The organism is Pseudomonas sp. RIT623, from assembly GCF_004519305.1.
In the GTDB taxonomy this organism is placed as follows: domain Bacteria; phylum Pseudomonadota; class Gammaproteobacteria; order Pseudomonadales; family Pseudomonadaceae; genus Aquipseudomonas.
The window spans coordinates 1-18,868 of the sequence record NZ_SOZA01000003.1 but is presented as its reverse complement, the minus strand read 5'-3'; the positions used below and the strand labels follow the sequence as shown (position 1 = coordinate 18,868).

20 protein-coding genes are annotated in these 18,868 nt (G+C 63.6%); 9 read left to right on the top strand and 11 right to left on the bottom strand.

Annotation, left to right across the window (positions count from 1 at the left end):
• Window positions 1–38 precede the first annotated feature (38 nt).
• The 3 genes from mapR to E3U47_RS03410 all read right to left on the bottom strand — a co-directional run bounded on the left by mapR (window position 39) and on the right by E3U47_RS03410 (window position 3,257).
• Window positions 39–1,448 carry a GntR family transcriptional regulator MpaR gene (gene mapR, locus E3U47_RS03420; RefSeq protein WP_134689608.1) on the bottom strand — a complete coding sequence of 470 codons (1,410 nt, stop codon included), beginning with the start codon at window positions 1,446–1,448 and terminating at the stop codon, window positions 39–41.
• A 38-nt stretch (window positions 1,449–1,486) separates the two neighbouring features.
• Window positions 1,487–2,896: a cytochrome c oxidase accessory protein CcoG gene (gene ccoG, locus E3U47_RS03415; RefSeq protein ID WP_134689607.1), complete on the bottom strand. Its 1,410-nt coding sequence runs from the start codon at window positions 2,894–2,896 to the stop codon at window positions 1,487–1,489.
• Between the two features lie 121 nt (window positions 2,897–3,017).
• Window positions 3,018–3,257 (bottom strand): DUF3203 family protein, encoded by a 240-nt coding sequence (locus E3U47_RS03410; protein WP_134689606.1) that lies wholly within the window; start codon window positions 3,255–3,257, stop codon window positions 3,018–3,020.
• 229 nt (window positions 3,258–3,486) lie between these two features.
• Between E3U47_RS03410 and E3U47_RS03405 the strand changes: the two genes are divergently transcribed.
• A complete protein-coding gene (locus E3U47_RS03405) occupies window positions 3,487–4,008 on the top strand; it encodes an MgtC/SapB family protein (RefSeq protein WP_372239472.1) in 522 nt (173 codons plus the stop codon).
• A 539-nt stretch (window positions 4,009–4,547) separates the two neighbouring features.
• Here the strand turns inward: E3U47_RS03405 and E3U47_RS03400 are convergent.
• The 3 genes from E3U47_RS03400 to E3U47_RS03390 form a co-directional block, all read right to left on the bottom strand.
• Window positions 4,548–5,447 (bottom strand): hydroxymethylglutaryl-CoA lyase, encoded by a 900-nt coding sequence (locus tag E3U47_RS03400; protein ID WP_134689604.1) that lies wholly within the window; start codon window positions 5,445–5,447, stop codon window positions 4,548–4,550.
• 20 nt (window positions 5,448–5,467) lie between these two features.
• A complete protein-coding gene (locus tag E3U47_RS03395) occupies window positions 5,468–5,869 on the bottom strand; it encodes a MerR family DNA-binding transcriptional regulator (protein WP_134689603.1) in 402 nt (133 codons plus the stop codon).
• Between the two features lie 96 nt (window positions 5,870–5,965).
• Window positions 5,966–6,313: a hypothetical protein gene (locus E3U47_RS03390; RefSeq protein ID WP_134689602.1), complete on the bottom strand. Its 348-nt coding sequence runs from the start codon at window positions 6,311–6,313 to the stop codon at window positions 5,966–5,968.
• A 162-nt stretch (window positions 6,314–6,475) separates the two neighbouring features.
• Here E3U47_RS03390 and E3U47_RS03385 point away from each other — a divergent pair, with 162 nt between their 5' ends.
• Window positions 6,476–7,297 carry a shikimate 5-dehydrogenase gene (locus tag E3U47_RS03385; protein ID WP_134689601.1) on the top strand — a complete coding sequence of 274 codons (822 nt, stop codon included), beginning with the start codon at window positions 6,476–6,478 and terminating at the stop codon, window positions 7,295–7,297.
• 87 nt (window positions 7,298–7,384) lie between these two features.
• Here E3U47_RS03385 and E3U47_RS03380 read toward each other — a convergent pair whose 3' ends face one another.
• From E3U47_RS03380 to E3U47_RS03370, 3 genes are all read right to left on the bottom strand, one after another.
• A complete protein-coding gene (locus tag E3U47_RS03380; protein WP_134689600.1) occupies window positions 7,385–7,627 on the bottom strand; it encodes a hypothetical protein in 243 nt (80 codons plus the stop codon).
• Window positions 7,628–7,720: 93 nt separating this feature from the next.
• Complete coding sequence (gene gloA, locus E3U47_RS03375; protein WP_134689599.1) at window positions 7,721–8,248, bottom strand: lactoylglutathione lyase; 528 nt, start codon at window positions 8,246–8,248, stop codon at window positions 7,721–7,723.
• Between the two features lie 208 nt (window positions 8,249–8,456).
• Complete coding sequence (locus E3U47_RS03370; RefSeq protein WP_134689598.1) at window positions 8,457–8,816, bottom strand: histone-like nucleoid-structuring protein, MvaT/MvaU family; 360 nt, start codon at window positions 8,814–8,816, stop codon at window positions 8,457–8,459.
• Window positions 8,817–9,173: 357 nt separating this feature from the next.
• On the opposite strand from E3U47_RS03370, the gene E3U47_RS03365 reads away from it, so the two are divergent.
• Together E3U47_RS03365 and cobF are read left to right on the top strand one after the other, a co-directional pair.
• Window positions 9,174–10,463 carry an OprD family porin gene (locus E3U47_RS03365; protein ID WP_134689597.1) on the top strand — a complete coding sequence of 430 codons (1,290 nt, stop codon included), beginning with the start codon at window positions 9,174–9,176 and terminating at the stop codon, window positions 10,461–10,463.
• 65 nt (window positions 10,464–10,528) lie between these two features.
• Window positions 10,529–11,278 (top strand): precorrin-6A synthase (deacetylating), encoded by a 750-nt coding sequence (cobF, locus tag E3U47_RS03360; protein WP_134689596.1) that lies wholly within the window; start codon window positions 10,529–10,531, stop codon window positions 11,276–11,278.
• 33 nt (window positions 11,279–11,311) lie between these two features.
• Here cobF and E3U47_RS03355 read toward each other — a convergent pair whose 3' ends face one another.
• The gene (locus tag E3U47_RS03355; protein ID WP_134689595.1) at window positions 11,312–11,662 is read right to left on the bottom strand and encodes a response regulator; all 351 of its coding nucleotides are present in this window, start codon (window positions 11,660–11,662) and stop codon (window positions 11,312–11,314) included.
• Between the two features lie 252 nt (window positions 11,663–11,914).
• Between E3U47_RS03355 and E3U47_RS03350 the strand changes: the two genes are divergently transcribed.
• From E3U47_RS03350 to E3U47_RS03330, 5 genes are read left to right on the top strand one after another with little or no spacing between them, the layout of a single operon-like run.
• Entirely contained in the window at window positions 11,915–15,382 is a 3,468-nt protein-coding gene (locus tag E3U47_RS03350) for a response regulator (RefSeq protein ID WP_134689594.1), read from the top strand.
• Between the two features lie 4 nt (window positions 15,383–15,386).
• Window positions 15,387–16,208: a protein-glutamate O-methyltransferase CheR gene (locus E3U47_RS03345; RefSeq protein ID WP_134689593.1), complete on the top strand. Its 822-nt coding sequence runs from the start codon at window positions 15,387–15,389 to the stop codon at window positions 16,206–16,208.
• On the top strand, window positions 16,205–16,780 hold the full coding sequence (locus E3U47_RS03340; protein WP_134689592.1) for a chemotaxis protein CheB: 576 nt from the start codon (window positions 16,205–16,207) through the stop codon (window positions 16,778–16,780). Before E3U47_RS03345 ends, E3U47_RS03340 begins: the two co-directional genes overlap by 4 nt.
• Window positions 16,774–18,000, top strand: a complete 1,227-nt coding sequence (locus E3U47_RS03335) for a hybrid sensor histidine kinase/response regulator (protein WP_134689591.1) — start codon at window positions 16,774–16,776, stop codon at window positions 17,998–18,000. Before E3U47_RS03340 ends, E3U47_RS03335 begins: the two co-directional genes overlap by 7 nt.
• 44 nt (window positions 18,001–18,044) lie before the next feature.
• Window positions 18,045–18,422, top strand: a complete 378-nt coding sequence (locus E3U47_RS03330; RefSeq protein WP_060513295.1) for a response regulator — start codon at window positions 18,045–18,047, stop codon at window positions 18,420–18,422.
• Window positions 18,423–18,448: 26 nt separating this feature from the next.
• Here the strand turns inward: E3U47_RS03330 and E3U47_RS03325 are convergent.
• A partial coding sequence (locus E3U47_RS03325) for a hypothetical protein (RefSeq protein WP_134689590.1) occupies window positions 18,449–18,868 on the bottom strand: 420 nt, incomplete at its 5' end.

Here is an 18,868-nt window from a genome sequence, read left to right as displayed (position 1 = left end):
AGCGGTGCCCAACTGTAGCCTGCTTGCCCGTTGCTCGGCTAGAACGAGCGCACGATGCGTCCGAGGGTTTCCATGGCCTGCTCTGGACCGTCGCCCCAAGGGCTGCCGTAGTTCAGGCGGATGCAGTTGCCGAAGCGCCGGGTCGGCGAGAAGATCGGCCCCGGGGCGATGCTGATGCCTTGGGCCAGGGCCATGTGGAAGAGTTTCAGCGCGTCCATTTGCTCGGGCAGCTCCAGCCACAGGAAGTAGCCGCCGGAAGGCTGGCTGACCCGGGTCTGCACTGGGAAATGTCGGCCGATGGCGGCGAGCATGTTGGCCTGCTGGCCTTCGAGCGCATAGCGCAGTTTGCGCAGGTGGCGGTCATAGCCGCCATGCTGCAGATAGTCGGCGATGGCGGCCTGGGCCGGCATCGAGGCGCACAGCGAGGTCATCAACTTGAGCCGTTCGATTTTCTGGGCGAAGCGCCCGGCGGCGACCCAGCCAATGCGATAGCCCGGTGCCAGGCTCTTGGCGAACGAACCGCAATGCATTACCAGGCCCTCGGTGTCGAAGGCCTTGGCGGGTTTGGGGGCCTGTTGCGCGTAGTACAGCTCGGCGTAGACATCGTCCTCGATCAGCGGCACCTGATGGCGACGCAGCAGTTCCACCAGTTGCTGTTTTTTCGCCTCCGGCATGCTCGCGCCCACTGGGTTCTGGAAGTTGGTCATGCACCACACGGCCTTGACCGGGTGCTTCTCCAGGGTCTGGGCCAGCACGCCCAGGTCCATGCCTTCGCGTGGATGTACCGGGATCTCCACGGCCTTGAGCTTGAGGCGTTCGAGCACCTGCAGGCAGGCATAGAAGGCCGGTGCTTCGATGGCCACCAGGTCGCCTGGCTGGGTCACCGCCTGCAGGCACAGGTTGAGGGCCTCCAGCGCGCCGTTGGTGATCAGCAGTTCCTCCATCGGCAGCATCAGCCCGGCGACCATGTAGCGCAGGGCGATCTGCCGGCGTAGCTGCGGGTTGCCCGGCGACAGGTCGGTGACCACCATGCGCGGGTCCATGGCGCGGCTGGCGCTGGCCAACGAGCGGGCCAGGCGCTGCAGCGGGAACAGTGCCGGGCTAGGGAATGCCGAGCCGAACGGCACGGTATGCGGGTCCTTGATCGAGTCGAGGATCGAGAACACCAGGCCGCTGACGTCCACCTCGGTGGACTCGCTGGCCGGCGCCTGGGCCTGGGGTTCGTTGAACGGGCGTGGTGCATGGGCGTTGACGAAGTAGCCCGAACGCGGCCGGGCACGGATCAGGCCGCGGCGTTCCAGCAGGTAGTACGCCTGGAATACCGTGGACGGGCTGACCCCGTGGGTCTGGCTGGCATAGCGCACCGAAGGTACCCGCTGGCCGGGGCCCAGGACCCCGGAGCGGATCAGTTCGGCAATGTCGTCGGCGAATCGTTCGTAGCGTTTCATTGTGGTTTCGGCAGGCAAGGTCGGCTCAGTGTAAGGGATCAGCGGTTCATCGGCGCGACGAAACGGCTGTTGGCGGTGCTGCGCACGCCTGGCTGGTCGCTGTCCTGGATTTCGAAGGTCAGCGTCTGCGAGCTGCTGGCCGGGCGCTCGGCGAGCATCGCCACCGATACCGGCAACTCGCTCATCTCGCCGGCGGCCAGGGTGATTTCGCTACGCCCATGCAGCTCGAAGCCGTCGGCGTCCACCAGGCGCAGGCGATAGTGCTGGGACTCCTGGGTCTTGTTGATGATCTTGAGCAAGTAAATGTTCTCGATCTGGCCCAGGGCGTTCTCGCGGAACAGGCCGCGGTCCTTGATCACGTCCATCGACACCATCGGGCGCATTTGCAGGGCGATCACCAGCGCGCCGATCATCACCGTCAGGGCCGTGGCGTAGCCCAGCAGGCGCGGGCGCAACCAGTGGGTCTTGCCGCCTTGCAGGTTGTGCTCGGACTTGTAGCCGATCAGGCCGCGGGCATAGCCCATCTTGTCCATCACCCCATCACAGGCGTCGATGCAGGCGGCGCAGCCGATGCAGGCCATCTGCAGGCCGTCGCGGATATCGATGCCGGTGGGGCAGACTTGCACGCACAGGGTGCAGTCGATGCAATCGCCCAGGCCCTGGTTGCGTGGGTCGCTGCCTTTCTTGCGCGGGCCACGGGCTTCGCCGCGGCTGGGGTCGTAGGCCACCGCCAGGGTGTCCTTGTCGAACATCACGCTCTGGAAGCGGGCGTAGGGGCACATGTGCATGCACACCGCTTCGCGCAGCCAGCCGGCGTTGAGGTAGGTGGCGGCGGTGAAGAACAGGATCCAGAACAGTGCCACGCCACCCAGCTCGAGGCTGAACAGTTCCGCGGCCAGGGGCCGGATCGGGGTGAAGTAGCCAACGAACGTCAGGCCGGTGAGCAGGCCGATGGCCAGCCACAGGCCGTGCTTGAGGGTGCGCCGGGCGATCTTCTCCATTCCCCAGGGCGCGGCGGCCAGCTTGATGCGCTGGTTGCGGTCGCCTTCGGTGACTTTCTCGCACCACATGAACAGCCAGGTCCAGGTGCTTTGTGGGCAGCTGTAGCCGCACCAGACGCGGCCGGCGAACACGGTGATGGCGAACAGGCCGAAGGCGCAGATGATCAACAATGCCGACAGGAGGATGAAATCCTGTGGCCAGAAGGTGGCGCCGAAGATGTGGAACTTGCTTTCAGCCAGGTCCCAGAGCACCGCCTGGCGCCCGTTCCACTGCAACCAGGCGGTGCCGAAGAACAGCACGAACAGCGCGCCGGCGAAGACGATGCGCAGGTTACGGTAGAAGCCGCTGAAACTGCGGGTGTGGATGCCGCCAGCGTTGTGGCTTTTGCTCTTGTGGCTGGCGGCGGGGTCAATCTCGATGACTCGGAAGGGGATTCTATCGCTCATGGTTCATCGCTCATCAGGCCTCGATCAGGCCCGGGCACTATGGCCCCCGATCTGTTTGCAGCACAGACTCAGCTATAGCGATAAAAACCGTATCAGATTCTCCGTGTTTGGCATCCGGCCCTTAAATTACCGAGCCTGGAGCGCTGCTCTTCAGATGCCTGCGGCTATCCACCGCACCTGCGACAGTCAGCGCGTCGGCTTCGCTTTCGGTAATGGGGATGCGCTCGCCGGCCAGGATGGCCAGCGACATGCGCAACTGTTCATCGGTGACGATCTCGATTTCGGGGCCGCTGCCCTCCAGGCTTATATGGTCGCCGATCAAGGTGCAACGACGGGTGCTGGGGTCGACTTCAACGGGCATGGCAAGTACCTCCGGTGTGACGGTTACAGGAGTGGACAGTGCCGCGGTGGCAGATGTTGCATCGTTACGCTGGGTGGTGCGGTGGGCACTCGGGGCTGGCTGGAGGGTCATCTCTGTAGGAGCCTGCCGTGCCGGTGCGCACCGGTGCAGCCGGTGCCATCATTCACCGCGGCGTCTGGTTCGCCAGCACGGCTGGCTCCTTCAGGTTCTGCAGGAGGTCGGGATGGAAATGCTACTGCAATCGATAGGGGCGGCGATCCAGGCCGAATTCGCTGATATCACCGACGAAGGCGAAGTGACGCGCATCCTCGTGCGCCTACTGATGGCCGCCATGCTGGGCGCGGTGCTGGGCTTCGAGCGTGAAAGCAAAGGTAAGTCGGCCGGGGTGCGCACCCACATGCTGGTGTCCATGGGCGCGGCGCTGTTCGTGCTGGCACCGGGCATGGCCGGGGCCGATGAGCAGGCCCTGAGTCGGGTAATCCAGGGCATCGTCGCCGGGATCGGTTTTCTCGGTGCGGGCACCATCCTCAAGGGCAACGGGCAGGACCCCAGCCACGTCAAAGGGCTGACAACCGCCGCTGGGCTGTGGATGACCGCGGCCATAGGTACCGCCGCCGGCATGGGGCGTGAAGCCACGGCGTTGATCAGCACAGTGCTGGCACTGTTGGTGCTGGCGAGCATGCCGGTGCTGGTGGACAAGGTGGAGGGAGAGCAGGAGGAGAAACGCCGGGAGGAGGGCAGGAAGCACTGAGGGGAGCCGAAGCTCCCCTCATAAGCGTTGTTGCTTGCTCTTTTATTATTATTGGAGACGGGCCTGTTGTTGTTTTTGTCAGCCTTTGTCTCGGTGTTGCGGGGCCCCCAACCGGGGCCAAGAGCAAACGTATTTTTTTGAGCGCTGACCTGCGTTCATCGCACGTGATCCAACCTGGACTGCCGCTACCTCGAAGGTAGTTTTGTTGTTCTGTGTCCGGCTGCGGGGCCTGTACCCCAGGAAAGCACGTCGACTCCAAAAAAATCTGCTTGCTACGCCTCTGCCGTGTTGTTCTTGTTATGTCAGAGCCGTTCTCTATTGTTTTTATTGGGTATCGCGTTTTTTGTTCTTGTTATGCCAGAAGATATAGCAGGTGCCGTGCCAACTTTTAAAAATCTTTTAAAATCAAATGGTTGAACGTTTTTGAGTAAATCGTGGCACGTGAAATTTTGTCGATTTGTTTCCCTGTTACCCGATTTTTCGCTGGCGGGCGTGTAGGCGGTAACACTCCACCCACACCTGTGTGACAACCGTATGAATCAGTGCGCGGTCCGCGCGCGCGCCACGCGCGAACCGCTGGCGCGGCCGAGTACTTCGCTGATGCGCAGGCCGGCGGCGATCAGGCGGTCCAGGTCGATGCCGGTGTCGATGCCCAATCCTTGCATCAGGTACACCACATCCTCGCTGGCAACATTGCCGGTCGCGCCCTTGGCGTACGGGCAGCCGCCCAGGCCCGCCACGGAGCTGTCGAACACGCTGATGCCTTCGAGCAGGCTGGCATAGACGTTGGCCAGCGCCTGGCCATAGGTGTCGTGGAAATGCCCGGCAAGCTGCGCCCGGGGCACCTGCGCCGAGACCACCTCGAACAGCCGGCGGGTAGCACCGGCGGTGCCGGTGCCAATGGTGTCGCCCAGCGATACCTCGTAGCAGCCCATCTGGTGCAGCTCACGGGCCACTGGCGCGACCTGTTCGGCCTGGACAGTTCCCTCATAGGGGCAGCCGAGCACGCAGGACACATAGCCGCGCACCCGTATGCCATGCTCGCGCGCCGCTTGCATGATCGGCTCGAAGCGCTTCAGGCTGTCGCCGATCGAGCAGTTGATGTTGCGCTGCGAGAAGGACTCGGACGCGGCGGCGAATACCGCCACCTCCTTCACCCCGGCGGCGAGGGCGTCTTCGAAGCCCCGCAGGTTGGGGGCCAGCGCTGCATAGGTAACACCTTCGCGCTGGCGAATGCCGGCGAACACCTCGCTGGAACCCGCCATCTGCGGCACCCATTTGGGCGACACGAAGCTGCCCACTTCTATATAAGCCAGCCCAGCGTCGCTGAGGTCGTCCACCAGGCGTACCTTGTCGGTGACACTGATGGGCTGGGCTTCGTTCTGCAGGCCGTCGCGCGGGCCGACTTCGACCAGGCGGACTTTCTCGGGCAATGACATGGCGGGCTTCCTGTGGCGGATCAACGGTGGTTGTGCGGCGTATTCAAGGTGGCGGCCAGGGCCTGCTCGCAGCGTTCCTGGGCGGTGTCCAGCTCCAGGTGCATCTGCTGGATATCGAGCATTTGCTGCTCCAGCTGGGCGCGGCGCTCGGCGATCTTGGCCAGCATGCTGTGCAGTTGCTTCTGGTTGCCCCCGCTGGGGTCGTAGAGCTCGATCAGTTCGCGGCATTCTGCCAGCGAGAAACCAATGCGCTTGCCGCGCAGGATCAGCTTGAGGGTGACCTTGTCGCGCGCCGAGTAGATGCGTTCCAGGCCACGGCGTTCGGGGCTGAGCAGGCCCTGCTCCTCATAGAAGCGGATGGCGCGGGTGGTGATGTCCAGTTCGCGGGACAGGTCGGAGATGCTGTAGGTCTGGCTGCTCATGCTCGGGCTCGGGGTAAGGAATGCCGCTAACCTAATGCCAGCTTGACGTATACGTCAAGCTGGCAGCGGGTCAAGGCGAGCCCCGAGTTGTACTGTTCACCAGCGCGGTGGGCCATAGTAGACCGGTGGTGGTCCGTAATAACGCCGATAGACCGGCGGTGGCGGGGCGGGGACATAGCGCTCGACCACATAGGGCTGGTAGTACACCGGCGGCGGGGGCGCTTGGACATAGACCGGCGGTGGCGGCGCATAGTAGGCCGGCTGGCGTTCGACATACACCGTGCGGTCATGTCCGCCGGTCACGGCCGCGCCCACCACTGCGCCAACCACGGCCGCGCCGATCACCGGCCCCGGGCCATACCAGCCACCACCATGGGCGGCGGCCTGGCCGCTAACGGCCAGCGCGCCTACCAGCAGGGCGATACCGGGGAGTAGACGTTTCATGCTGACACCTCGCAAGACAACCCCAGGCTTGGGGCCTGACTACTATGACCGCGCGCCCGGTAAAGCGAGCGCAGGCAAAGGGTAAAGGTTGTGTAAGGGGCGACCGGCGGCGGGGTCTGCTACGCTGGCGCAATCGTTTCAGCCATGTTTTCAGGAGTCGCGATGATCATTCCACCCAGCCGGGACACGGTCCTGTGCATTTCCTTGGCCGGTCGCCCCGGCACCTTCGGCGTGCGCTTTCACAACCACCTGTACCAGCAGTTGGGCCTGGATTACTACTACAAGGCCATGACCACCCAGGACCTGCCGGCGGCAGTGGCGGGCGTTCGCGCCCTGGGGGTGCGTGGTTGCGGTGTGTCGATGCCGTACAAGGAAGCCTGCATGGCGCTGGTGGACGAAGTCGACCCCTCGGCGGCAGCCATCGAGTCGGTCAATACCCTGGTCAATAACGACGGCCATCTCAAGGCTTATAACACCGACTACCTGGCGGTGCGCCAGTTGCTGGCGCAGCATCAGGTCGACCCGGCGACCGGCTTCGCCCTGCGCGGCAGTGGTGGCATGGCCAAGGCCGTGGCCAGCGCGCTGCGTGACGCCGGGTTCGCCGAAGGCACCATCGTCGCGCGCAATGAGCAGGCCGGGCGCCAGTTGGCGGATGTCTGCGGTTATCGCTGGCTGCCCGAGCTGGGCGACCTATGCCCGCCGATGCTGATCAACGTCACCCCGATCGGCATGGCCGGCGGGCCCGAGGCGCAGCAGCTGGCCTTCGCCGAGACGGCCATCGCCGCAGCCGAGCGGGTGTTCGACGTGGTGGCGATGCCGGAGCGCACGCCGTTGATCCAGGTGGCCCAAGCGCTGGGCAAGCCGCTGATCACCGGGCTCGAGGTGATTGCCCGGCAGGCGCTGGAGCAATTCGTGTTGTACACCGGTGTGCGGCCAAACGCTGAACAAGTCGCGGCGGCGGTGGCGTACGCCCGGGATATTTAGCCCCACCTCATACTGTAGGTGCTTGCTGGCGAACGCTGTCTGGACGCCAGTGTTCGCCGGCAAGGCCGGCTCCGACCGTGACGCTGCCTAGAACGTCTTGTGGCCCTGGTCCAACCGCTGATCGACCAGCGCCCGGCCATGAGCCAGGGAGACATGCTGGGCATTCTCCAGGTCGCTGAAGAATTTCATCGGCATGGAAATGCGCTTGCTGGTATGGCCATGGGGATCGGTGATCAGGCAGCCGGCCGCATAGGGCAGGGGGGAGTCGGGGTGGGGCATCACGCTGGCGGTGATGTGGTGATCGCGGTATTCACAGTGAAGGGTTTGCATCGTCCTGACCTCGCTGTGGCTGGAAAGCAGTTCCTTCCGTATACCACAGCGAGGGGCCGGAAGTGTCCGGCCCGACGAGCGTGAAGCGTGGCGTCAGCCTTGCAGGTCGGTCGGCTGGATCACTTCGACCCAGTAGCCATCCGGGTCCTTGACGAAGGCCAGGTGGTTCATGCGGCCATCTTGCAGACGTTTCTGGAAAGGCACGTCCAGCGCCTCGAAACGCGCGCAGGCAACCCGCACGTCTGGCACCGAAATGCAGATGTGGCCAAAACCGCGCGGGTCGGTATTGCCGTTGTGGTAGGCGAATTGCGGATCGTTCTCGGTGCCGTGGTTGTGGGTCAGCTCGAGCACGCCCGGGATCGACTTCATCCACTGGTGGCGTTCGGCATCATCGGCCGGAATCTGCGCCGGGTCGACCAGGGCCAGGAAGTACAAGCTGAAGGCCGCCTCCGGGAAGTCGCGTTTGTCCACCAGGCGAAAGCCCAGGACGCGGGTGTAGAAGTCCAGGGACTTCTCGATGTCCTTGACCCGCAGCATGGTGTGGTTGAAGACGAACTGGGAGGTGGCGGTGTCTGGCTGGGCGGTGACGCCGGGCAGCGCTTGAAGATCGTGCAGGCTCATGGGGTACTCCAGAATCAGGGCCTTGGTAGAGGCGGGTCATGATACGGCAGTCAGCCAGCAGCGCAAATGAAAGCGCCCCGCACGAGGGCGGGGCGCTGGAATTAGAGGCCCGCATGTGCGGGCGCGTGATGGGGTCGCTAGTCCTTTAGCTGGTTCGATACTGAGCCAGTGCTTGTGAAAAAAGTGTGAAGCGGGTGTCGAGGTTTCATCAGCGCACCCAGGTTTCCACCGTCTGTGCACCGTACTGTTGCTTCCAGGCCTTCAGGCCGCGGTGGTTGCCACCCTTGGTCTCGATCAACTCGCCGGTGTGCGGGTTCTCGTAGACCTTCACCACCCGCGGGCGGCGCTGCTGCTTGGCGGCCACGGTCGGGGCGCGCTGGGTGGCCTTTGGGTCGAGGATGGCGATGATATCGCGCAGGCTCTTGTCGTAGCTTTTCATCAGGCCGACTAGTTTCTGCTCGAATTCGATTTCGCGTTTAAGGCCGGCATCCTTTTTCAGCGCCTCCAGTTGTGCCATCTGTTCCTGAAGCGCTTTTTCGGCAGCACGAAACTCTGCAAGTCTGGACACTGTCATCACTCCTGTAAGTCTGCGGTGGCATGACGTGACGAACATAAACTGGACTAAACGCCGGCCACGCGGATGGGTATAGCTGTTCGCTGAGTGTCAGTGTAGACATCGCCCGCACCTGGGTAAACAGCAAACTTTCAATCAATAAACCGGGAACTTTGCCGATTTTTCGCGGGGTATTCGAACTTCCCTGCCAGGGTATCTGGCCGAGGCCTTAGACCATGGTCCCATGGCGCAGGCTAGAGGCCCTGGGTGAAAATTATGGATGATGGTCGAAATGTATTCGCTCATCACGTAGTGCCGGTGCAGTCGATTGCCCGGATCGTTTTTTGCCCTTCTTTTGGATGTTTTGTTCGCATGTTTGCCCCTTTCCCCCTCGCCCCCGGGCGCCGAGTTGCCGGCCTGTTCTTCCTGTGTGTCGGTGCCAACGCCCAGGCCGCTGGTTTTCTTGAAGACAGCAGTGCCAAGGTCGAAGCACGCAATGTCTATTTCAACCGGGACTTTCGCGACGGCCACAGCAGTTCCAGCCAGGGCGCGTCGAAACGCGAAGAATGGGCGCAGGGGTTCATCCTCAATGTCCAGTCCGGTTATACCCAGGGCCCGGTAGGTTTTGGCGTCGATGCCCTGGGCATGGTCGGGTTCAAACTGGACTCGAGCCCTGCCGACAGTAACAGCGGTCTGTTGCCGTCGTCCGGCCACGATCCGCGTCACTCCGCCGACCAATACGCCAAGATGGGCATCGCCGGCAAGGTCAAGGTTTCCCAGACCGTGTTCAAATACGGCTCGATGATGCCCGATGTACCGCTGCTCAAGTACAACGACGGCCGTCTGTTGCCAACCATGTTCCATGGCGCCTGGCTGACCAGCGAGGAAGTGCGCGACCTGAAGTTCACCCTGGCCCGCCTGAACCAGTACACCGCGCGGGATTCCACCGACCGCCAGGACCTGCGTGTGCACTGCAAGAACAAGCGCTACGCCTGCGACATCGAGGCCGATCACTTCGACCTGGCTGGCGTCGACTACCGCTTCAACGAGCGCATCAGCGCCCAGTACCAGGTCTCCAAGCTGGAAAATATCTACCGCCAGCATTTCCTCGGCCTGGTGGCCAGCCAGCCACTGGACGTCGGCACCCTGTCCGCCGACCTGCGGGTGATCAAGAGCGACGACATCGGTAACGCCCGGGCCGGCCAGATCGACCACCGCGCCTTCAGCGGCATGCTCGGCTACAGCCTGGGTGGCCACAAGATCAGCGCTGGCTGGCAGCGTATGTATGGCGATAGCGCCATGCCGTACCTCGATGGCACCAACCCATACCTGGTCAACTATGCCCAGGTCAACGACTTCGCCGCCGCCCAGGAGCGCTCCTGGCAACTGCGCTACGACTATGACTTCAAGGCCATGGGCGTGCCTGGCCTGACCTTCTTCACCCGTTATATCAACGGTGACAACATCAAGGTCCCGGGCAGCAACGCCGAAGGCAAGGAATGGGAACGCGACACCGAGCTCAAGTACCAGGTCCAGAGCGGCACCTTCAAGGATGTCAGCGTGCGCCTGCGTAACTCCACCTATCGCAGCAACTACGAGAAGTGGGCGCGTGACATGGACGAGACCCGGGTCATCGTCAGCTACAATTTCTCGATCCTCTAAATCGCCTTTGCCAAGGGCGGGTGGTCGGCCGACAATGACCACCCGTTTCTTAAGCAGGGCAGGCGATGAAACAGCTGCTACTGATTGGCATCGGCCCCGGCGATCCGCGCCAGGTCACCTATGAGGCCGTGGACGCGCTTCGCCGTGCGGCGGTGTTCTTCGTGCTCGACAAGGGCGCGGACAAGGATGACCTGGTGCGCATGCGTCGGGCCCTGCTCGAACGCTACCTGCCCCAGGGCGGCTACCGCCTGGTGCAGGTCGCCGATCCCTGCCGGGACAGCATGGCCAGCGACTATGTCGAGGCCGTGCGCGACTGGCATGGCCAGCGCGCCGCGTTGTACGCCAGGCTGCTCGAGCAGGAGCTGGCGGACAATGAGGTCGGCGCCTTCCTGTTGTGGGGCGAGCCAGGACTCTACGACAGCACGCTGCGTATTCTGGAGTTGGTCCGGCAGCGCGGCGTGGCCTTGTCACTTGAGGTGATTCCTGGGATCAGCAGTATCCAGGCCCTGGCTGCCCGCCATCAGATACCCCTCAACCGCATCGGCGAGCCGTTGACCGTGCTGCCCGGCCGGCGCCTGGGCGAGCAGGCGCGGATCGACAATGTGCTGGTGATGCTCGACGGCCGGGGTGCCTTTGCCGAACTGGAGGATGCGCAATTGGTGATCTACTGGGGCGCTTACCTGGGCACGGCGGATGAGCTGCTGGTGCATGGGCCGCTTCTGGCGGTCAAGGCACGCATCCTGTCGCTGCGTGAAGAGGCCCGGCGGCGCAAGGGCTGGATCATGGACACCTACCTGCTGCGCCGCGAGCTGTAGGCGTCTCTGCGCCGAAGCCCGACTTGCGAGAACTCAGGGCCTGCCCAGAATGGCCATCACCTTGTCGCGCAATTGCTCGATGCTGAACGGCTTGCCGATCAGGTGCATGCCCGGCGGCACCTCGACGCTCTCGGCGTAGCCACTGGCGAACAGCACCGGCAGGTTCGGCCGGGTTTCCCGGGCCTTGGCCGCCAATTCCTGGCCGCGCAGGTCGGGCAACCCCACGTCAGTCATCAACAGCGCCAGCGGTTGCGCGGGATTCTCGATGATCTTTAGGGCCGCGGCAGCGCTGTCGGCCTCGATGGCGGTGTAGCCCAGTTCGTCGAGCACTTCGACTATCAGCATGCGAACGATGTCGTCGTCTTCGACTACCAGAAGGTGCATGGGTGGATCCTGTTTCGATGAATGGTCTCTACTCTGTGCCCGCGGCAAGGGCAGAAGTTCCCAAGCTTACCGGCATGGGCAAATAGATGGAACGATTGGCGGCCTGCGCCTTCAAATACTGGCTAAATGCCCTGCCAGAATGGCGAAAGCTGGTTAGACTCGCTGTATTTCCCGGTCGGTCTGGCGCAGGGCAAGACCTACAAGACGTATCGCCACACTGTTCAATGGACTTTTTCACGCGGGCATTTTCTGATGATTCAAGCAGCCTCGATGGACCAGCGCAGCTTTCGCAAGCTGCTCAGCCGCAACGTTGGCCTGCCCCTGGCGGTGGGGCTGTTGGGCGCCGTGGCGTTCGTCGCGGTGATCAACTACCTGCTCTCGGCCATGCAATGGGTGGAGCACACCGACCGGGTCATCGGCAACGCCAACGAAACGGTCAAGCTGTCGATCGACATGGAAACCGGCATGCGCGGTTTCCTGATCACCGGCGACGAGCGCTTTCTCGATCCCTATGAAGTGGCCAAACCACGTATCTTCAGCAGCCTCGAGGGCTTGAAGGGCATGGTCGCGGACAACCCCCAGCAGGTTGACCGGATCGATCGCCTGGTGGCCTTGCAGCATGCCTGGAACGATTTCGCCAGCGAGATGATCGGCCTGCGGCGCAACAAGGGCGACGTCCAGCTCTCCATTGGCAATGGGCGTGGCAAGCGCATCACCGACGAGATCCGCAAGGAGTTCGATGGCCTGATCGGCACCGAGCAGCAGTTGCGCATGGCCCGTACCGAGACAGTCAGCAGCGTCACGGTGATTGCCATCAGCGCATTCGTGCTGTTCATCGTTACCCTCAGCGCCTTGCTCGCCTACCTGGGCCGCCGCGACCTGCTGGCGCTGTCAGCCAGTTACGTCGACAACCTGCAGGCCCAGCAGCGCAGCGCCGAGCGCCTGGAGCATCAGGCCTGGCTGCGCACCGGGCAGACCCAGTTGGCCGAGCAGGTGCTGGGGCAACTGACCCTGCCGCTGCTGGGGGACAATATCCTGCGCTTCTTCGCCGGTTACCTCGGCAGTGTGGTGGGTGCGTTGTACGTACGCGACGAGCACGGTCAGTTGGTCCGGATCGCCAGCTATGGCCTGGACGCCGAACAGCAGGCGCTGCAGCCGCGCACGGGGGACCATGCCGGGTTGCTGGGCCAGGCGTTGCTGGAGAACCGCTTGCTGCGCCTGGACGACCTGCCACAGGATTACTACCGGCTCAGCTCGGGCTTGGGCAGCGGCTTGCCGCGCAGTGGCCTGCTGATCCCGGCGAGGAACGATGGCCTGGTCAATGGCGTGCTCGAGCTCGGTTTCCTGCGTCCCCTGCAAGCGCGTGATGGCGAGTTGCTCGAGCGCGTCGCCGACAACCTGGGCATCTCCATAGAGAGCGCCCGCTATCGTCAGCGCCTGCAAGAGGTGCTGGCCGAGACCCAGCAGCTCAACGAAGAGCTGCAGGTGCAACAAGAAGAGCTCAAGACCGCCAACGAAGAGCTCGAAGAGCAGTCGCGGGTGCTCAAGGAGTCCCAGGCCCACCTGGAAACCCAGCAGGCGGAACTTGAACAGACCAACGAACAACTGGCCGAGCGCACCGAGGCCCTGGACCGCAAGAACGGCGAACTGAACCAGGCCCAGGTGGAGTTGCAGGCCCGTGCCGACGACCTGCAACGTTCGAGCAAGTACAAGTCCGAATTCCTCGCCAACATGTCCCACGAGCTGCGTACACCGCTCAACAGCTCGCTGATCCTGGCCAAGTTGCTGGCCGAGAACGCCGAAGGCAACTTGAGCGCGGACCAGGTCAAGTTCGCCGAGTCGATCTATTCGGCCGGTAACGATTTGCTCAACCTGATCAACGACATCCTCGACATTGCCAAGGTCGAAGCCGGCAAGCTCGAAGTGCGCGCCGAGACCACGCCCCTCGAGCGCCTGGTCGAAGGTTTGCAGGGCATGTTCCGGCCCTTGGCCCAGGACAAGGGCCTGGCCTTCGAGGTGCACCTCGAACAGCCCTTGCCGGCGACCTTGTTCACCGACCGCCAGCGCCTGGAGCAGATCCTCAAGAACCTGCTGTCCAACGCCATCAAGTTCACCGAGCGCGGTCAGGTGAGCCTGCGCATCAGCCACCAGAACGGCATGGGCATCGTGTTCGCCGTGCGCGATACCGGCATCGGCATTGCCGCCGACCAGCAGCAGGCGATTTTCGGCGCGTTCCACCAGGTCGACGGCACCAGCAACCGCCGTTATGGCGGTACCGGCCTGGGGCTGTCGATCTCCCGCGACCTGGCGCACCTGCTTGGCGGGCAGATCAGCGTCGACAGCAGCCCGGGGCAGGGCAGCGTGTTCAGCCTGATCCTGCCCGAGCACTTCGAGGCCGGCACGCAACAGGCCGAGGTTCATAGCCTGCGCCCGGCGGTCGACGAACTGCCGCCGGCACCGCCGGCCAGCGCCCCGGTCAGGACCGAGCGCCCGACCCCGACCTTCGCCGACGACCGTGAGCGAGCGCCGTTCGGCAACCGCTGCATCCTGGTGATCGAGGACGAGCCGAACTTCGCCCGCATCCTCTACGACCTGGCCCATGAACTGGGCTACAGCTGCCTGGTCGCTCACGCCGCCGACGAGGGCTTCGAGCTGGCCGCGCAATACCTGCCCGACGCCATCCTGCTGGACATGCGCCTGCCCGACCATTCCGGGCTGACGGTGCTGCAACGGCTCAAAGAGCAGGCCAGCACCCGGCATATCCCGGTGCACATCATTTCGGTGGAAGACCGTGTCGAGGCAGCGATGCACATGGGCGCGGTGGGCTATGCGGTCAAGCCCACCAGTCGCGAGGAGCTCAAGGTGGTGTTCGGCCGCCTGGAGGCCAAGCTCACGCAGAAGCTCAAGCACATCCTGCTGGTCGAGGACGATGACCTGCAGCGCGACAGCATCGCCCGCCTGATCGGCGACGACGATATCGAGATCACTGCCGTGGCCCTGGCCCAGGACGCCCTGGCGCTGCTGCGCGAGAACATCTACGACTGCATGATCATCGACCTCAAGCTACCCGACATGCTCGGCAACGAGCTGCTCAAGCGCATGACCGCCGAAGACATCCGCAGTTTCCCGCCGGTGATCGTCTACACCGGGCGCAACCTCACCCGCGAGGAGGAAGCCGACCTGCTCAAGTACTCGCGCTCGATCATCATCAAGGGCGCGCGTTCGCCCGAGCGCCTGCTCGACGAGGTCACGCTGTTCCTGCACAAGGTCGAGTCGCAGCTGTCCAACGAACGCCAGCGCATGCTCAAGACCGCGCGCAGTCGCGACAAGGTGTTCGAAGGGCGGCGGATCCTGCTGGTGGACGACGATGTGCGCAACATCTTCGCCCTGACCAGCGCCCTGGAGCACAAGGGCGCCATCGTCGAGATCGGGCGCAACGGCCGCGAGGCGCTGGAGTGCCTGGAGGCCAACGATGACATCGACCTGGTGCTGATGGACGTGATGATGCCGGAAATGGACGGCTACGAGGCGACCCGGCTGATCCGCCAGCAGCCGCGCTGGCGCAAGTTGCCGATCATCGCCGTGACCGCCAAGGCGATGAAGGACGACCAGCAGCGTTGCCTGCAGGCCGGCGCCAACGACTACCTGGCCAAACCTATCGACCTGGATCGCTTGTTCTCGTTGATCCGGGTCTGGCTGCCGCAACTGGAGCGAATCTGAAATCTTGACCAGCGAACGCAACACCGATATCGAGATCCGGCTGCTGATCGAGGCGATCTACCTCAAGTACAGCTACGATTTTCGCGATTACTCCGGCGCCTCGATCAAGCGCCGGATCCTCCATGCCTTGCGTCAGTTCGATTGCCGCACGGTGTCGGCCTTGCAGGAACGGGTGCTGCACGACCCGGGCATGTTCCTCGAGCTGCTGCAGTTCCTGACGATTCCGGTCAGCGAGATGTTTCGCGACCCGGGGCACTTTCTGGCGCTGCGCAACGAGGTGGTGCCGCTGCTGCGCACCTGGCCGTCGCTGAAGATCTGGATCGCCGGTTGCAGCACTGGCGAGGAGGTGTACTCCATGGCCATCCTGCTCCGCGAGGAGGGGCTGCTGGAACGCACCATCATTTATGCCACCGACATCAACCCTCATTCGCTGGAGCGCGCCAAGCAAGGCATCTACTCGATGCAGAGCATGCGCGATTACCAGGAAAATTATCGCAAGGCCGGTGGGTGCCGGGATTTCAGCGAGTACTACACCGCCGCCTATGGCAACGCCATCATCGATTCCAGCCTGCGCGAGAACGTCACCTTCGCCGACCATAGCCTGGCCACCGACAGCGTGTTCTCCGAAACCCAACTGGTGTCGTGCCGCAATGTGCTGATCTATTTCAACAAGGGCTTGCAGGACCGGGCCCTGGGCTTGTTCCACGAGTCGCTGTGCCACCGTGGTTTCCTGGTGCTGGGCAGCAAGGAGTCGGTGGACTTCTCGGCCTATGGCGAACGCTTCGAGCCGCTGGTGCGGCCTGAGCGGATCTACCGCAAGGTATGAGCGGCGTGGGCGCGATCGTCATCGGTGCCTCGGCGGGGGGCGTGGCCGCGCTGTTCAGCGTGCTCGGCGCGCTGCCGGCCGGCTTCTCAGTTCCGGTGCTGTGCGTGCTGCACCTGCCGGACGACCGCCACAGCCAACTGGCCGAGGTGCTGCAGCGGCGCCTGCGCCGCCCCGTGCGCGAGGCGCAGGACAAGGCCGCCATCGAGCCTGGCCTGATCTACGTGGCCGGGCCGGGCTATCACCTGTCGGTGGAGCGTGACCTGAGCTTTTCCCTGAGCCAGGAGGAGCCGGTGCATTTCTCGCGACCGGCAATCGATCTGTTGTTCGAGTCGGCGGCCGATGCCTATGGCCCGGCGCTGCTCGGCGTGCTGCTCACCGGTGCCAACGAGGACGGTGCCCGCGGGCTGCTGCGGATCAGACAAAGCGGAGGCCGGACCGTCGTCCAGGACCCTCGCGACGCACAGGTCGCGCTGATGCCAGAGGCCGCCTTGGCCCTGCACTGCCCCGACCACATTCTTCCCCTGAGCGGTATCGGGCAGTTGCTCGCTACCCTGGAACCCAGCGCATGCTAAGCCATATCACCGCCAAACTGCTGATCGTCGACGACTTGCCGGAAAACCTGCTGGCCCTCGCTGCCCTGATTCAGGGCGAGGACCGTGAGGTGCACCAGGCCCAGTCCGCCGAGCAGGCCTTGTCGCTGCTGCTCGAGCACGAGTTCGCCCTGGCCATCCTCGATGTGCAGATGCCGGGCATGAACGGCTTCGAACTGGCCGAGCTGATGCGCGGCATGGAAAAAACCCGCAACATTCCCATCGTTTTCGTCAGCGCCGCCGGGCGCGAGATGAACTACGCCTTCAAGGGCTATGAAAGCGGGGCGGTGGATTTCCTGCACAAGCCGCTGGACACCTTGGCGGTAAAGAGCAAGGTGTCGGTGTTCGTCGACCTGTTCCGCCAGCGCAAGGCCCTCGACCGCCAGTTGCAGGCCCTGGAGCGCAGCCGCGCCGAACAGGAACAATTGCTGGCGCAGTTGCAGGTGGCCCGCGGCGAACTGGAGCATGCCGTGCGCATGCGTGACGACTTCATGTCTATCGTCTCCCACGAAGTGCGCACCCCGCTCAACGGCCTGATCCTCGAGGCCCAGCTGCGGCGCATGCACCTGTCTCGGGGCAACCTGGCGGCATTCAGCGAGGAAAAACTCAAGTCCATGGTCGAGCGCGACGAGCGCCAGATCAACAGCCTGATCCGCCTGGTCGAGGACATGCTCGATGTGTCGCGGATTCGCACCGGCAAGCTGTCGATTCGGCCCAAGGCCTTCGACCTCGGCCAACTGGTAAGCGGGCTGGTGGAAAACTTCGCGGCCCAGGCCCATGCCCTGGACACCCATATCGAACTGCAAGTCTGCGAGGCCCTGCAGGGCGAGTGGGACGAGTTTCGCATCGAGCAGGTGCTGGCCAACCTGTTGTCCAACGCCTTGCGTTACGGCGAACGCAAGCCGGTGACGGTACGGGTGTTCGGCAACGACGGCATGGCTTGCGTGCAAGTGCAGGACCAGGGTATCGGCATCGATGGGCAAAACCAGCAGCGGATCTTCCAGCAGTTCGAGCGGGTGGCTGCCCAGCAGGCCAGCGGCGGATTGGGGCTGGGGCTGTATATTTCCGAGCAGATCGTCCTGGCCCATGGCGGGCGGATCCAGGTCGATAGCCAGGTCGGCGCCGGGGCGACGTTCAGCGTCTACCTGCCGTTGTCCGGGGTGCTGCAACACAGCGACCAGACCCAGGCAACCTCTGCCTAAGCCTGGGGTCTGATTGCCAACTTATCGAATGTGAAGGCGTTGACATGAGTGAAGATGCACAAGATGTGGTGCTGGTGGTCGAGGACGAGCCAGCGATCCGCATGATCCTGCGGGATTACCTGGCGGGCGAGGGCTACCATGTGCTGGTGGCCGAGGATGGCGAGCAGGCGTTTGCCATCCTCGCCAGCAAGCCGCACCTGGACCTGATGGTCACCGATTTCCGCCTGCCCGGTGGCATCTCGGGAGTGGAGATTGCCGAGCCGGCGGTGAAGCTGCGACCGGATCTGAAGGTGATTTTCATCAGCGGCTATCCGGCGGAGATCCTCGAATCTGGCAGCCCGATCGCGCGCCAGGCACCGATCCTGGCCAAGCCGTTCGACCTGGATACCTTGCACGAGCAGATTCAGGCGCTGTTGCGCTAGCCAAGCCCTGCGCAGTGCCGCTGAACTCAGGGCGCAGCCTGCTCCAGGGCCCGCAGGTCATCCTCCACCTGCTGCATCCGTTTTTCAGCCAGGGCTTGCACCTTGGGGTCGCTGGCGCTTTCACGCATGTATCCGGTGAGTTTCTCGCTGAGGCGCTTGCCTTCGTCGGTGTCGCCCAGCGCCTTGGCCTTGGCCGGGTCGCGGGTGGCGGCGACGATGCTGGCGAATTCGGCATCGCTGAAGTGCTGCTCGCTGTACAGCTTGAACAAGTCCTGGCGTTGGTCCTCGACGGTCAGGTGCTTGCGCAGCACCTCGCGAATCTTGTCCTCGGTCACTTGCCGGTGGGTCATGGCCAGCAGCCCGGCCATGCGCTCGATGTTGTGGCTATAGGCGTCCTGCAAGGGCAGCTCGGCGAGGATCTTTTCCTCGCGACTGGGGGGGTGGTC